Source organism: Lacticaseibacillus absianus, from assembly GCF_013407595.1.
Lineage (GTDB): Bacteria > Bacillota > Bacilli > Lactobacillales > Lactobacillaceae > Lacticaseibacillus > Lacticaseibacillus absianus.
Genome location: NZ_JABEKX010000002.1, coordinates 827,637 through 842,213, shown reverse-complemented (window position 1 = coordinate 842,213; position 14,577 = coordinate 827,637). Strand labels below are relative to the sequence as shown.

At 61.1% G+C, this 14,577-nt stretch carries 13 protein-coding genes; 11 read left to right on the top strand and 2 right to left on the bottom strand.

All coding sequences use genetic code 11. From position 1 onward, the window contains the following. Positions 1-14: 14 nt before the first annotated feature. From rbfA to lepA, 10 genes are all read left to right on the top strand, one after another. Complete coding sequence (rbfA, locus tag HII33_RS09355; RefSeq protein ID WP_179395531.1) at positions 15-362, top strand: 30S ribosome-binding factor RbfA; 348 nt, start codon at positions 15-17, stop codon at positions 360-362. A 164-nt stretch (positions 363-526) separates the two neighbouring features. Beyond that, positions 527-1,240, top strand: a complete 714-nt coding sequence (locus HII33_RS09350; protein WP_246287364.1) for a TerC family protein — start codon at positions 527-529, stop codon at positions 1,238-1,240. Further along, positions 1,240-2,151, top strand: a complete 912-nt coding sequence (gene truB, locus HII33_RS09345; RefSeq protein ID WP_179395530.1) for a tRNA pseudouridine(55) synthase TruB — start codon at positions 1,240-1,242, stop codon at positions 2,149-2,151. Before HII33_RS09350 ends, truB begins: the two co-directional genes overlap by 1 nt. Positions 2,152-2,162: 11 nt before the next feature. Then, entirely contained in the window at positions 2,163-3,110 is a 948-nt protein-coding gene (gene ribF / locus HII33_RS09340) for a riboflavin biosynthesis protein RibF (protein WP_179395776.1), read from the top strand. After that, positions 3,110-4,255: a radical SAM family heme chaperone HemW gene (hemW, locus tag HII33_RS09335; RefSeq protein ID WP_179395529.1), complete on the top strand. Its 1,146-nt coding sequence runs from the start codon at positions 3,110-3,112 to the stop codon at positions 4,253-4,255. Before ribF ends, hemW begins: the two co-directional genes overlap by 1 nt. Positions 4,256-4,435: 180 nt before the next feature. After that, positions 4,436-5,479 (top strand): heat-inducible transcriptional repressor HrcA, encoded by a 1,044-nt coding sequence (hrcA, locus tag HII33_RS09330; protein ID WP_179395528.1) that lies wholly within the window; start codon positions 4,436-4,438, stop codon positions 5,477-5,479. Between the two features lie 14 nt (positions 5,480-5,493). Continuing rightward, complete coding sequence (gene grpE, locus HII33_RS09325) at positions 5,494-6,063, top strand: nucleotide exchange factor GrpE (protein ID WP_246287362.1); 570 nt, start codon at positions 5,494-5,496, stop codon at positions 6,061-6,063. 39 nt (positions 6,064-6,102) lie between these two features. Next, on the top strand, positions 6,103-7,953 hold the full coding sequence (gene dnaK / locus HII33_RS09320) for a molecular chaperone DnaK (protein WP_179395526.1): 1,851 nt from the start codon (positions 6,103-6,105) through the stop codon (positions 7,951-7,953). A gap of 104 nt (positions 7,954-8,057) precedes the next feature. Further along, the gene (gene dnaJ, locus HII33_RS09315) at positions 8,058-9,212 is read left to right on the top strand and encodes a molecular chaperone DnaJ (RefSeq protein ID WP_179395525.1); all 1,155 of its coding nucleotides are present in this window, start codon (positions 8,058-8,060) and stop codon (positions 9,210-9,212) included. A gap of 184 nt (positions 9,213-9,396) precedes the next feature. Next, on the top strand, positions 9,397-11,235 hold the full coding sequence (gene lepA, locus HII33_RS09310) for a translation elongation factor 4 (RefSeq protein ID WP_179395524.1): 1,839 nt from the start codon (positions 9,397-9,399) through the stop codon (positions 11,233-11,235). An 88-nt stretch (positions 11,236-11,323) separates the two neighbouring features. Here lepA and HII33_RS09305 read toward each other — a convergent pair whose 3' ends face one another. Together HII33_RS09305 and HII33_RS09300 are read right to left on the bottom strand one after the other, a co-directional pair. Next, positions 11,324-11,779, bottom strand: a complete 456-nt coding sequence (locus HII33_RS09305) for an ASCH domain-containing protein (RefSeq protein ID WP_179395523.1) — start codon at positions 11,777-11,779, stop codon at positions 11,324-11,326. Positions 11,780-11,824: 45 nt separating this feature from the next. Beyond that, positions 11,825-12,151 (bottom strand): hypothetical protein, encoded by a 327-nt coding sequence (locus HII33_RS09300; protein WP_179395522.1) that lies wholly within the window; start codon positions 12,149-12,151, stop codon positions 11,825-11,827. A 151-nt stretch (positions 12,152-12,302) separates the two neighbouring features. Here HII33_RS09300 and recJ point away from each other — a divergent pair, with 151 nt between their 5' ends. Continuing rightward, a complete protein-coding gene (gene recJ / locus HII33_RS09295) occupies positions 12,303-14,576 on the top strand; it encodes a single-stranded-DNA-specific exonuclease RecJ (RefSeq protein WP_179395521.1) in 2,274 nt (757 codons plus the stop codon). The last annotated feature ends 1 nt before the right edge of the window (position 14,577 follow it).

The window sequence follows — 14,577 nt, the reverse complement described above, 5'->3', positions numbered from 1 at the left end:
TCCAGGAGGTCACTATGAAACACCGTATCGGCCGGGTAGAGACTCAGATCCAGCGAGAGATCGATGACATTTTGCTCAAAGACGTCAACGATCCGCGGGTCCAAGGCGTTACCATCACCGGCGTTCGCTTGACGGGTGACCTGCAGGAAGCCACAGTGTATTACAGCATCCTGCAGGACGATCCGAAGCACCTCGAAGACGCGCAGGCCGGGCTGGATAAGGCCCAGGGCCTGATCCGGCGTGAGGTCGGCCAACGCATCAAGCTGTTCAAGGTCCCGACGATCACCTTCGTCCGGGATGCCTCTGTGCAGTACGGGGCCAGGATCGACCAGCTCCTCAACGAGATGAAGCGCAAGGATTAGGGTCAACCATTGAAGCGTCAGGCGTTTGCCTGGCGTTTTTTGGTGTCTTCGGGCCGCCGCCGTCTGATGAATCCGCCGGCACGGGGTGCAGGCGGCGGGGTTAAACGGTATAATGGGACGAATGAGAGAGGTGTCCATCCATTATTATGATTGAACGACTATACATGCCTTTTTTTGAGGCGAGCAACTGGCACGCGGCGGTGATGACCTCGGGCGGCTGGATGATCATCTTGACGCTGGCCGTCTTGGAATGCTTACTGTCCGTGGACAACGCGGTCGTCCTGGCGGCGCAGACGAAGTCGCTCCCGACCGAGAAACTTCAGCACCACGCCTTGGTCTATGGGATGTGGGGCGCCTACCTGTTTCGCTTCATCGCGATCGGTTTAGGGGCTTACCTGCTCCACTTCTGGGGGGTCAAGGCCGCCGGGGCGTTGTATTTGCTGTGGATGTCGGGCCACTACTTCTATGGCCAACGGCACCCGTCAAGCGGCGCGAAGCCTGAGGTGCGGGAGAAGCACGTCCACTTCTGGCGCACGGTCCTTCAGATCGAGGCGTTGGACGTCGTGTTCTCCGTCGACTCGATCCTGGCCGCGCTCGCGGTCGATTCGAATCCGGTGATCGTGCTGATCGGCGGCTGTTTAGGGATCTTAGCGATGCGATTCGTCGCGCAGGTGATCACGAATTTCATCACTAAGGTGCCGGAACTCGAGACGATGGCCTATGTCCTGATCGGCGTGATCGCCTTCAAGTTAGCGGGCAGCTTGCCGATGATCAATGTGGAGATCCCGAACTGGTTGTTCAGTCTGATCGTGGTCGCGGCGTTTGGTGTGACCTGGTTGGTCCACCAGCGCCATGTGAAGAAGCGGAGGGAAGCGTGATGGATGGCATCGTGCCAGTTTATAAACCCGTCGGCATGACGAGTGCTGATGTCGTCAGTAAGCTGCGCTACTTGCTCAGGATGCGGAAGATCGGCCATTCCGGCACGCTGGATCCCAGTGTGGATGGGGTGTTGCCGATTGCATTAGGGGCGGCGACCAAGGCGGTCCCGGCGTTGATGACCCTGGGCAAGACGTACACCGGTGAAGTCACCTTTGGCTTTGCGACAGAGACCGAGGACCTCGACGGCGCGTCGGTCGCCCGCGTCGCCTTGGCTGCGCCGTTCACCGACGCAGCGATCGACGCGGGGATGCAGGCGCTGACCGGGCGGATCACCCAGATCCCGCCGATGTATTCGGCGGTCAAGGTCAACGGCCGGCGCCTGTATGATTATGCCCGACACGGGGAGACCGTCGAGCGACCGGTGCGGCAAGCGACGATCTACCGGTTTGACCGGGTCGGCGCGCCGGTATTCGATGCCGCGGCTGGGACGCAACGTGTGCGCTTTGAGGCGCAAGTGTCCAAGGGCACGTACATCCGCACGCTGGCAGTCGACCTCGGCCGGAGCCTCGGCGTGCCTGCGGTGATGAGCCAGCTGACCCGTGTGGCCAGTGGTGGCTTCACGCTGGCCGAGACGCTCGACTTACGCCCACTAGATCGCGAGACCGCTCCGGCCGCAGTGGCGGCGGTGCTGCGGCCGATCGAATCCGCCTACCCTGATGTGGTGCAGCACACGCTGACTGCGACAGAGTGGGCCGCAGTCCAGGTCGGCCGGGGCCTTGCGCTACCGCTCGATCAACCGCAAGTCGCCTTGATGCACGCCGGCGTACTCAAAGCGCTTTACCGGCGTGAAGGCACGGCGTACCGGCCGGATGTGATGTTTCTCGCGAATGAAGGGGGGCCAACGGCTTGACCACCAGTACAATGCAAGTCTTCGACGTGATCCCACCGCTGGCGCCAACGTTGCGGCCGGCCGCGCCGATCGTCTTGGCGCTCGGCTTTTTCGATGGCGTGCACCGCGGTCACCAGGAGGTGCTGCGGCGGGCCAGGGCGGAGGCCGACGCGCGTGGCGCGCAGCTTGGCGTGATGACCTTTGACGTCCATCCGGCCGTGATCTACCAGCATGTGCCGGCAGACTCGGTCAAGTATCTGTCCACTCGGGCGCGCAAGACCGAGCTGATGGCGCAGTTCGGCGTGGACCTGTTGTACTTCGTCCATTTCACGCCACGCTTCGCCGCGCTGGACCCGCAGACCTTTGTCGATGAGTACCTCGTCGGCCTGAACGCGGCGGTGGTGGTCGCGGGGTTCGATTACACTTACGGGAAGCAGGCGGTCGCCAACATGGCGACACTGCCGACATATGCCCGCGGGCGCTTCGACTGCATTACGGTCCCGGCCGCCTTGCGCGACGGCAGCAAGATCTCGTCGACGCATGTCCGTTCGGCGTTGGACGCCGGCGATGTCGACCTCGCCAATCAGCTGCTGGGCTACGCCTACGAGACGACCGGCACCGTCGTTCACGGCGAAGCGCGCGGGCGCACGCTCGGTTATCCGACGGCCAACATCGAGACTCCGAACGCGGAACGTCTGCCGGCCATCGGCATCTACACCGTTGCCTTGCAGGTCGACGGGCGGTGGGTCCCAGGAATGGCCTCAGTCGGGCGCAACGTGACCTTCGGGGCCGGGCGACCCGTCACGCTTGAGATCAACCTGTTTGATTTTCATCAAGACATCTACGGGCGCTCGGTGCGAGTCCGCTGGCTGCACTATCTGCGCGGTGAGGTCCGCTTCACCGGCGCGGCGGGGCTCGTCGCCCAGCTGGCCCAAGATGAGGCGCAGTCGCGCGCCTACCTGAAGGAGTTGACCCGCTGATGGCTGGGGCGTACATTCACATTCCGTTTTGCGCGCACATCTGCTACTACTGCGACTTCAACAAGGTCTTCATCGAGGGTCAACCGGTCGATGACTACATCGACATGCTGATCCGCGAGATGCACTTGGTGATGGCGAGTCACCCCGACGAGCCAATCGAGACGGTCTACGTCGGTGGCGGTACGCCGACCACGTTGAGCCCTGCCCAGCTGGAGCGACTGATCACCGCGATCCGGCGGGAGCTGCACTTTTCGCAAGGGGAATTCACCTTCGAGGCGAACCCGAACGACCTGCTGACGCGCGACAAGCTTGCGGTGATGCGTGACAATGGGGTCAACCGGCTGTCGATCGGTGTTCAGTCTTTCGACGATGCCATCCTCAAACGCATTGGGCGCACGCACCAGGCGGCGGATGTCTATCGGGCGATCGATAACGCACGGCAGGTCGGCTTCGAGAACCTCTCGATCGACCTGATCTTTCGCCTACCGGGGCAGAGCCGGACGAATTTTCTCCAGAGCCTGCACCAGGCGCTGGCGCTGGACCTGCCGCATTACTCGACGTACTCGCTGATCCTGGAGAAAAAAACGATCTTCTACAACCTGATGCGCAAAGGGCGCTTGCAGCTGCCGAGCCAGGACGTCGAGGCTGACATGTACCAAGACGCGATCGACCTGATGGCGGCGAACGGGCGGGCGCAGTACGAGATCGCCAACTTTGCGAAGCCTGGCTTCCAGTGCCAGCATAACCTCTTGTACTGGCGTAACGACAAGTACTTCGGCTTCGGCGCGGGGGCGTTTGGCTACGTCGGGCGCGATCGCTACCATAACTTCGGGCCGATCCAGCAGTACCTCGCGCCGCTACACGCCAACAAGGTCCCGGTGATCGAGCACCACCTGGTGCCGCTTGAAGAGCAGATCGAAGAGGAGATGTTTCTCGGGCTCAGGACACGCGAAGGGGTCAGTCGGGCGCGGTTCGCGGCCCGCTACCAGCTTCAGATCGAAGACGTTTACGGCGATCTGATCGCGGCGCTCAAAGCGCAGCAGCTGATGATCGAGCGCGACGGGCACCTGATCCTGACTAACCAAGGGATGTTTCTCGGCAACGAGGTCTTCCAGCAGTTCTTGATCGAAGATCCGCTGGTCTAACGCGATAATCAGGGGCCGCGCCCACCAGCTGACCGCCGGTGAGCGCGGCCCTTTGCCGTTGTGTGCGCACTCGGTCGCAGGACCGATTTGGCAGAAGCACCTTGACATTGCTAAGGCGGGTTGGTATATTATTCATTGTATTAGCACTCACCGTTTTGTAGTGCTAAAAGGGGTGGTAATATGTTGACGAAACGCCAACTGCTCGTCTTGAAGGAGATCATTCGGCTGTTCACCGAAAGCGGTCAGCCCGTCGGCTCGAAGACGCTGATGGCGGAGCTGCCGATCCATGTCAGTTCGGCGACGATCCGCAACGACATGGCGGCCTTAGAAGAGCAGGGATTGATTACAAAGACGCACAGTAGCTCCGGCCGGGTACCGTCGACACGTGGCTACCGCTACTACTTGGACAACCTGGTCGAGCCGGCAGCCGCGACGCCTAACGAGATCGCCGCGATCCAGCAGGGGTTCGGGGGGCATTTTTATAAGATCGACGAGATTGTCGCGCAGAGCGCTCGGATCCTGTCGAACTTGACTAGCTACACGGCCATCAGCCTCGGCCCAGAGGTCACGAATATCCGACTGACCGGCTTCCGGATGGTGCCGCTGGGCAACCACCAGGTGATGGCGATCCTTGTCACCAGCAATGGTAACGTGGAGAATCAGCTCTTCACCTTGCCGCCTGAGGTGGACGCTGAGGAGGTCGAAAAGGCGATCCGGATCATCAACGATCAGCTCGTGGGTCTGCCGTTAGGGCAAGTGGCGCGCAAGCTGCAATCCGAGGTGCCGGCGGTCTTGTTCAAGTACATGACCAGCCCGAACGGGTTCCTAGACATCTTCGGTAACGTCTTGCAAAAAGCGGCGGCCGAGCGCTTCTATGTCGGCGGGCGGCTAAACCTGATGGACTACGTCGAAGACGGCGACATCGGGCAGATCAAGCGGCTGCTTGCGATGATGGAGCCGGAGCAAGGCGACATCAACCAGCTATTGAGCCCGGGCACCGTCTCGGATCTTCAGGTCCGCCTCGGCGCCGAACTGACGCCGGACGCACTGGCGAACCTGAGCGTCATCACCGCTAAGTACAACGTTGGGGAGCACGGGACCGGTATGATCGCCTTGATCGGCCCGACGCAGATGCCGTACTCGAAGATGATCGGCTTGCTCACCGCCTTTCGGGCGGAGCTGGCCCAACGCTTGACCAACTATTACGCCCATTTTGACCAATGACGAAGGAGGGGCCCATGACGGATAAAGAAAAGCAACCGGAGCAGCCGGTCGACCAGCCGGAGCAAGCGCCGTCACTCAAAGACGAGATTGCCGCTGAGATGGCGGCAGACTTGAAAGACGAGGTGCAAGCCGCAGATGTCGATGTCGACGCGCTGCTCAAAGAGCGCGACGACTTCGAGGACAAGTACCTGCGCGCGGCCGCTGAGATCAGCAACATGAATAACCGCTTCAAAAAAGAGCGGGCACAGTTGCTGAAATACGATGGCCAGAAGCTTGCAACGGCGGTGTTGCCGGTGCTAGACAACCTTGAGCGTGCCTTGCAGACAGAAGTGTCTGACGACGGCGCCCAATCTCTGAAGAAGGGGGTCGAGATGGTTTACACCCACCTCGATCAGGCGTTGAAGGATAACGCGGTCACCGAGATCGACGCCAGCGGCAAGTTCGATCCGAACTTGCACCAAGCGGTCCAGGCGGTGCCAGCCGACGCTGACCACGCGAAAGACACAGTGGTCAGCGTGCTGCAAAAGGGCTACATGCTCAAGGATCGGGTCATCCGGCCAGCGATGGTCGTTGTGGCCAACTAACGTGACGAACAAAATTTAGAACAGAGAAGGGATTTTAACATGAGTAAAGTTATCGGGATCGACTTAGGGACCACGAACTCTGCTGTTGCCGTGCTTGAAGGCGGCGAACCAAAGATCATCACGAACCCAGAAGGTAACCGCACGACGCCATCCGTCGTTGCGTTCAAGGACGGCGAGATCCAGGTCGGTGAAGTGGCGAAGCGCCAGGCGATCACCAACCCAGACACGATCATCTCGATCAAGCGTCACATGGGTGAAGCGGGTTACACCGTCAAGGTCGGCGACAAGGCTTACACCCCGCAGGAGATCTCCGGCATGATCCTGCAATACATCAAGAAGTTCTCCGAGGATTACCTGGGCGAAGAAGTGACCGACGCGGTCATCACCGTACCGGCGTACTTCAACGACTCCCAGCGTCAGGCGACCAAGGACGCCGGGAAGATCGCAGGCCTGAACGTCCAGCGGATCGTCAACGAACCGACGGCCTCGAGCCTGGCTTACGGGCTGGATAAGACCGATAAGGAAGAAAAAGTCCTGGTCTACGACCTCGGCGGTGGGACCTTCGATGTCTCGATCCTTCAGCTCGGCGATGGCGTCTTCGAAGTGCTGTCGACCAACGGGGACACCCACCTCGGCGGTGATGACTTCGATAACAAGATCATCGACTGGCTCGTGGCGGAATTCAAGGCCGAAAACGGCATCGATCTGGCCCAAGACAAGATGGCAATGCAGCGTCTGAAGGACGCCGCAGAAAAGGCCAAGAAGGATCTCTCTGGCGTTTCCTCCACCCAGATCTCACTGCCGTTCATCTCGGCGGGCGCTAACGGGCCGCTGCACCTGGAGCGCACCTTGACCCGCGCCCAGTTCGATAACATGACCGAAGACTTGGTCCAAGCAACCAAGATCCCCGTTGACAACGCCTTGCGAGATGCTGGACTGACCAATGCCGACATCGACAAGGTGATCCTGAACGGTGGGTCCACCCGGATCCCGGCTGTTCAAGACGCGGTCAAGTCTTGGACTGGCAAGGAACCGGATCACTCCATCAACCCGGACGAAGCCGTGGCGCTCGGCGCCGCGATCCAAGGGGGCGTGATCTCCGGTGACGTCAAGGACGTGGTCCTGCTTGATGTGACGCCGCTCTCCCTGGGGATCGAGACCATGGGCGGGGTCTTCACCAAGCTGATCGATCGGAACACAACGATCCCGACCTCCAAGAGCCAGGTCTTCTCGACTGCGGCGGACAACCAGCCGGCCGTTGACATCCATGTCCTGCAAGGCGAACGCCCGATGGCCGCAGATAACAAGACACTGGGTCGCTTCCAGCTCACCGACATCCCGGCCGCACCACGCGGCGTGCCTCAGATCGAAGTCAAGTTCGACATCGACAAGAACGGGATCGTGCAGGTCTCGGCCAAGGACCTCGGGACCGGCAAGTCCCAGAACATCACGATCAAGAGTTCTAGCGGCCTGTCCGACGACGAGATCGATCGCATGATGAAGGAAGCCAAGGAGAACGAGGAAGCCGACACCAAGCGTAAGGAAGAAGTCGACTTGAAGAACGACGTGGACCAGCTCCTGTTCCAGACGGATAAGACCCTGAAGGAACTCAAGGACAAGGTCTCCGACGACGAGATCAAGAAGGCGGAAGACGCTAAGGAAGCCCTCAAGAAGGCGCAGCAAGAAAACAACATCGAAGACATGAAGGCCAAGCGCGACGAGCTGAACAAGATCGTGCAGGACATGACCGTCAAGATGTATGAAGAAGCGCAAAAAGCGCAGCAGGCGGCCGGCGATCAGTCCGCTGAAGCCACCGGCGACGCGGACACCAAGAAGGCCGACGATGACACGATCGATGGCGAGTACAAGGACGTCAACGATAACAAGTAGCCTGATGACCGAAAAAGCCGAAGCCCAGGCGGCTTTGGCTTTTTCTATGAACTGTGTTATCCTGAACTCCACTGAGCCAATCTGAACCGAACTGAGGAGACAATATGGCAGAGCAGAAAGATTACTACGACATTCTGGGCGTCAGCCGTGACGCGGACGACGCGGCCATCAAGCGGGCCTTCCGCCAGCTGTCGAAGAAATACCACCCGGACATTAACCACGAGCCCGGGGCGGAACAAAAGTTCAAAGATATCAACGAGGCCTACCAGGTCCTCTCCGATCCCCAAAAGCGTGCGGCCTTCGATCAGTACGGGTCCGCTGACGGGCCACAGGGCTTCGGCGGCTACGGTGGGGGTGGTCAAGGCTTCTCCGGCTTTAGCGGCGGAACGCAAGGGTTCGGCGGGTTTGATGACATTTTCAGTCAGTTCTTCGGCGGGGGCAACGGCGGCGGCCAGTCCGCAGCCGGGCCGCGCCAAGGCGCCGACTTGCAGTACCGCATGGACCTGACCTTCACCGAAGCGATCTTCGGCAAGAAGACCAAGATCTCCTATGACCGTGAGGCGCTGTGTCACACCTGTGGCGGGAGCGGGGCTAAGCCTGGCACCAGTCCAGTGACTTGCAGCAAGTGTCACGGATCCGGCTACGTCCAAGTCCAGCGCAACACACCGCTGGGCGCGATGATGACCCGTGAGGTCTGTGACGTCTGCGGCGGGACCGGCAAGGAGATCCGCGAGAAGTGTGAAGATTGTCATGGGACTGGCCACCAAAAGGAGCGGCACTCGGTCGAAGTGACCGTCCCAGCTGGCGTCGAGGACGGGCAGCAGATGCGGTTGCGGGAAGCCGGCGAAGCCGGGATGAATGGCGGCCCGTATGGCGACTTGTTCATCGTCTTCCGGGTCGCGCCGAGCAGCAAGTTCGAGCGCGATGGGGCGACGATCTACTTCAAGTTACCGATCAGCTTCGCGCAAGCGGCGCTGGGCGACACGATCAAGGTCGACACGGTCCACGGGCCGGTCGAGCTGAAGATCCCGGCAGGCACGCAGACGGCGACCAAGTTCCGGCTACGCGGCAAGGGGGCACCGCACCTGCAGGGCGCAGGGATCGGTGATCAGATCGTCACCGTCGAGGTCAAGACCCCGAAGAACTTGAACCCGAAGCAAAAAGACGCGTTGATGCAATTCGCTGCGGCCAGCGGCGAGGACGTGACCCCACACGAAGGGTCGCTGTTCGACAAGGTGCGCGACGCCTTCAAGAAGTAACGCGCGACCGCGAGGCGGGCGCACAGTAGAGCAGGCGCGGTGCGCCGACGGCCCATGGGGGCTGCCGGTGGATCGCGCCTGTTTGCGGGGCGCAAGGACGGCCCCTGCATCAAGAATCTTTTGTCCCGGCTGTTTTTCGGTTATACTTAAAGGTAACGGTTCGACACAGAAAGTGGGCAATTCAATGGACAAAGACGCAATGCTGGCGCGCCAGCAGCACATTCGCAACTTCTCGATCGTCGCGCACATCGACCACGGTAAGTCGACGCTGGCTGATCGCATCCTGGAGCTGACCGACACCATCGCTAAGCGCGATATGCAGGCGCAGGTGCTCGATGACATGCCGCTAGAGCGGGAGCGCGGGATCACGATCAAGCTCAACGCCGTCGAGTTGCACTACCACGCCAACGACGGCGAGACCTACATTTTCCACCTGATCGACACGCCGGGACACGTCGATTTTTCCTACGAAGTCAGCCGCAGCCTGGCCGCCTGTGAAGGGGCGCTGTTGCTGGTCGACGCCGCGCAAGGGGTCGAGGCGCAGACGCTCGCGAACGTCTATCTGGCGCTCGACGACGACCTCGAGATCGTGCCGATCATCAATAAGGTCGATCTACCCAGCGCCCAGCCCGATGTCGTCAAAGAGGAGATCGAGGAGATGATCGGGCTGGACGCCTCAGAGGCGGTCCTAACCAGCGCAAAGACCGGCCTGGGGATCCCAGAGGTGCTGGAGCGCATCGTCTCGGATATCCCTGCGCCCAGTGGGGACCTGGACGCGCCGCTGGAGGCGCTGATCTTCGATTCTGTCTACGACTCGTACCGCGGCGTCGTGCTGGCGGTGCGGATCAAGGAAGGCATGGTGCGGCCAGGTGACAAGATCCAGCTGATGAGCAACGGCAAGACCTTCGACGTCACCGAGGTCGGGGTGATGTCGCCTAAGGCCGTGCCGCGGGACTTCCTGATGGTCGGCGACGTCGGGTACATCACCGCCAGCATCAAGACGATCCAGGACACCCGCGTCGGCGATACGGTCACGTTAGCCGCCGACCCGGCGACCAAGGCGCTCGACGGGTTCCGCAAGATCACACCGATGGTCTACTCCGGGCTGTTCCCCGTCGACAACGCGAAGTTCAACGACCTGCGCGAGGCGTTAGAAAAACTGCAGCTCAACGATGCGGCCCTGGAGTTCACGCCGGAGACCTCCACGGCTCTTGGGTTCGGGTTCCGCTGCGGCTTCCTCGGTCTGCTGCACATGGACGTGGTCCAAGAGCGACTGGAGCGCGAGTTCAACCTCGACTTGATCATGACTGCGCCAAGCGTCGACTACCAAGTCGCGTTGACCGATGGTAGTCAGATTACCATCGATAACCCGGCCGAGTTGCCGGAACCCAGCGAGATCCGGACGATCAGTGAGCCGTTCGTCAAGGCGAGCGTGATGGTCCCTAACGATTACGTCGGCGCGGTGATGGAGATCGCCCAGCGCAAGCGCGGGGAGTTCGTCACGATGGATTACCTCGATAAGTACCGCGTCAACGTGATCTACAACCTGCCGCTGTCCGAGATCATCTACGACTTCTTCGATGACCTGAAGTCCTCGACCAAAGGTTACGCGAGCCTCGATTACGAGATCACCGGGTACCGCGAAAGCGACTTGGTCAAAATGGACATCTTACTCAACGGCGATGCGGTCGATGCGCTGAGTACCATCGTGCACAAGGACTTCGCCTACGACCGCGGTCGCGCGATCGTCGCCAAGCTCAAAGAGACGATCCCGCGGCAGCAGTTCGAGATCCCGATCCAGGCGGCGATCGGCAACAAGATCATCGCCCGCAGCACGGTCAAGGCCTACCGCAAGAACGTCCTGGCGAAGTGCTACGGCGGTGATATCACCCGCAAGCGCAAGCTGCTGGAGAAGCAAAAAGCCGGTAAGAAGCGCATGAAGGCAGTGGGGAGTGTCGAGGTCCCGCAAGAAGCGTTCATGAGCATCCTGAACATGAACGAAGCAGACAAGACCGGTAAATGATTGACGTCCAACAAGCGAGCAGGCCTGCACTTCCCGAACTGGGGGGTGCAGGCCTGCTCGCTTATCTGGTTTGAGGCGAAGTCGCCTTTTAGTGGTACAGCACGCGGAATTCCTCTAACACCACCAGCGCGGTGGTCGGATCGAAGGGTTGCCCGATCGCGGCAAAGGCGGCCGCGAAAAATGCGTCGTGGCTAGTGCGCCAGCTGGTGAGGGTGCGATCGGCCTCACCCTCGGCGAAGGCGTGGCTTGCCGGGACCGTCGCATAGCTGACCACGGTCACCGCCGTCGTCACGGTGATGGCGACGGGGCGCGCCTGGCCGTCGAGGATCACATCGAGCTCACCGACCGCCGGTAGTGGCTCGTGGTCGCGCTGGTAGAAGGCCAACGCGCTGGTGGTCGCGGTTTTGGTGCCGGCGACGACCAGAGCGGCGAGGGTGTCCGCTTCTGCTGGGGTCGCGCCGAACGCATAGGCACTGCTCATCTGTGCGGTCGGCAAGACGACGCCGGCCGCCTGTGCGTGCGCAAAATAGGTTTCTGGGTCCATGGGGTCCTCCGTTCAAAAAAGGCGGCCAGTCTGGCCGCCGGATGCCTAGTATTCGACTTTGTCGACGTCTGACAGTTGGATCTCAGGCATCGTCAAGTGCATATCGCTGGCAAGCGCCTGCTTAGCCGCGGCCCGAGTCTTGATCACATCCATGTTCCAGATGATGTTCTCGATCTGACCACCTTCAAAGTCGAAGGGTTCCGTATAGAGGTAGCCTTCTTCCTGTCGGTGCACACGGGTCTGGGTCAACTCGGTACTGAGCGCGCGCGCATAGTCGCGATCCTGTAGTGCCGGAAGCTCTTTTTCGGTGACAAATCCTTGCGCGTTGATCGTGTCTTCTGCGACACGCAACGCCTCTGCTGTTGCTGCCATATTCAATTCTCTCCTATCTGCGCAGTCGCTGATTGGAGTTGGGCTGTTGATCTTGTACGCCCTTATTATAGCACTGTTAGCCGGCAGGGTGACTGTCGCGGACCCTTGAGTTCTGGTATACTGGTTCAGTTATATGAAAGGACGATGGCTTGTGTCGCATTACGACTGGCAACTTGAAGAACAACCCGACGCATCAGCAGTGACCGATGTCGCCGTGGCGCTGAAGGTGCCGCCTTTTTTGGCGCGCCTCTTGATCCAGCGGGGGATCACCACCCCTGAGGGCTTCGAGGCGTTCGTGAATCCGGACCTCAGCCGCTTGCACGACCCGATGGCCTTGCACGACATGGACAAGGCTGTCGCACGCATCCAGCAGGCGATCGAACACCAAGAGAAGATCACGATCTACGGCGATTACGACGTCGACGGCTTGACCGCGGCCAGCATCATGCAGGAGACCCTGCAGAGCATGGGCGCGGAGCCCGAGGTTTTCATCCCGGATCGCTTCACGGATGGCTACGGCCCGAACGCGGCGGTCTATCGCTACTTGCAACATAATGGGACCCAGCTCGTGATCACGGTGGATAACGGCGTCGCTGGCGCTAGTGTGATCGATGCGGCGATGGATGCGGGGATGGACGTGGTCGTCACCGACCATCACGAGTTGCCAACGGACTTGCCGCATGCGGTCGCGGTCGTCCACCCGCGCCACCCAGGCGGCGACTATCCCTTCGGTGACTTGAGCGGGGCGGGGGTCGCGTTCAAAGTCGCAAGTGCCTTGCTCGGTGGCGCGCCAGTCGAAAGCATCGACTTGGCGGCGATGGGCACCGTGGCTGATCTGGTCAGCCTGAAAGACGAGAACCGGATCATCGTCCAGATGGGCTTAGCGATGATCCGCACGCAGCCGCGCGCGGGCTTGGCCGCCCTGCTAGACGTCGCCAAAGTCGATCCGGCGACGGTCGACGAGGCGACGATCGGGTTCGCCCTTGGGCCGCGGCTCAACGCGCTCGGGCGACTGGGAGATGCGAACCCCGGCGTCACGCTTCTGACGACTTTCGACGATGAAGAGGCCGCCGTGCTCGCAGCGAACATCAACGAGCTGAACAGCAAGCGCCAGGCGCTGGTCGACAAGATCGCGACTCAGGCATTGGCGATGGCGACTGCGCCAGAGAACCAAGCGCGCCGGACGCTGGTCCTCGCACACCAGGGGTGGCACGAAGGGGTGCTCGGGATCGTTGCGAGTCGCGTGGTCGAAGCGACCGGTAAGCCGACGCTGGTCCTCAACATCAGTACCGACGGGGCGAGTGCAAAGGGCTCCGGCCGCTCAGTCGAGGCTTATCACCTCTTCAACGCGCTGGATGCCGTCCGAGACGAGATGACGCATTTTGGCGGTCACCACATGGCCTGCGGGCTAACGGCCCCGGTGGCCAACTTGCCAGCACTCCAGACGGCGATGGAGGCGGCCGCGGTGACGAGTCTCAAGGATGCACCGCGGCCGACGTTACCGATCGCCACGCGGCTGAGTCCAGCGGATCTGACGCTGGATAATTACCACCTGATGCGCCAGCTCGCCCCGTTTGGCAACGGGAACCCGGAGCCGACCTTCACCTTGCGTCCGGAGAGCCTCGGCGATATCCGCCAGATCGGTCAGACGAAGGCCCATCTGCGCTTTGCGGCGGACGGGGTGCCAGTGATCGCCTTTGGGTATGGCGACCAGGCGACGGCGCTGGCCGGGGCCAGTCAAATCAAGCTGGCGGTGCGCCTGGACAGCAACACGTGGCAGAATCGCACGACCTTGCAGCTTCGCCTGGCCGATTGGGCCTTGCAGGCGCCGCAAGTGATCGACATGCGCCTGCCCCAAGTGGCGGCAGAGCAGTTTCGCGGTGCGTACACCTATGTCTTCTTCGATCAGCGCACGCAGGCTAAGCTGACCCGTCAGTTCCAGTTCGGCGGGCCGACGGTACTCGCTTCAGCGTTGCCGGATGCGGCGCCGGCGGTGGTCCTAGTGGATCTGCCCGCCGATGAGGCGAGCTTGCAGGCGGTGATGGCGAAAGTGACACTACCCGTGCGCGTGGTCTTTGCGGCTGAACCGGCCGCGCTGGTCGCGCTGCCGACGCGCGCCGAATGCGGGCAGGTGCTCCGCTTCTTGGGTCAGCACCCAGGCTTCGACAAGCACCACCTGCCCGCGCTGGCCAAGGCGGTGCACCTGACCACGACCCAAGCGATCTTTGCCGTGCAGGTGTTTTTTGAACTCGGGTTTGTTACAATAAAGGGTGCGCTGATCGACGTGGCGCCTGATCCGGTCAAGCGACCGTTGACCAGCGCCGTCGCCTACCAGAAGCGCGAGCAGTTCCTCAAGCTCGCCCAGCAGTTGCGTGCCGCGGCACGCCCTGAGCTGGAACAGCGCCTGATCGATATGAGAATGTGAG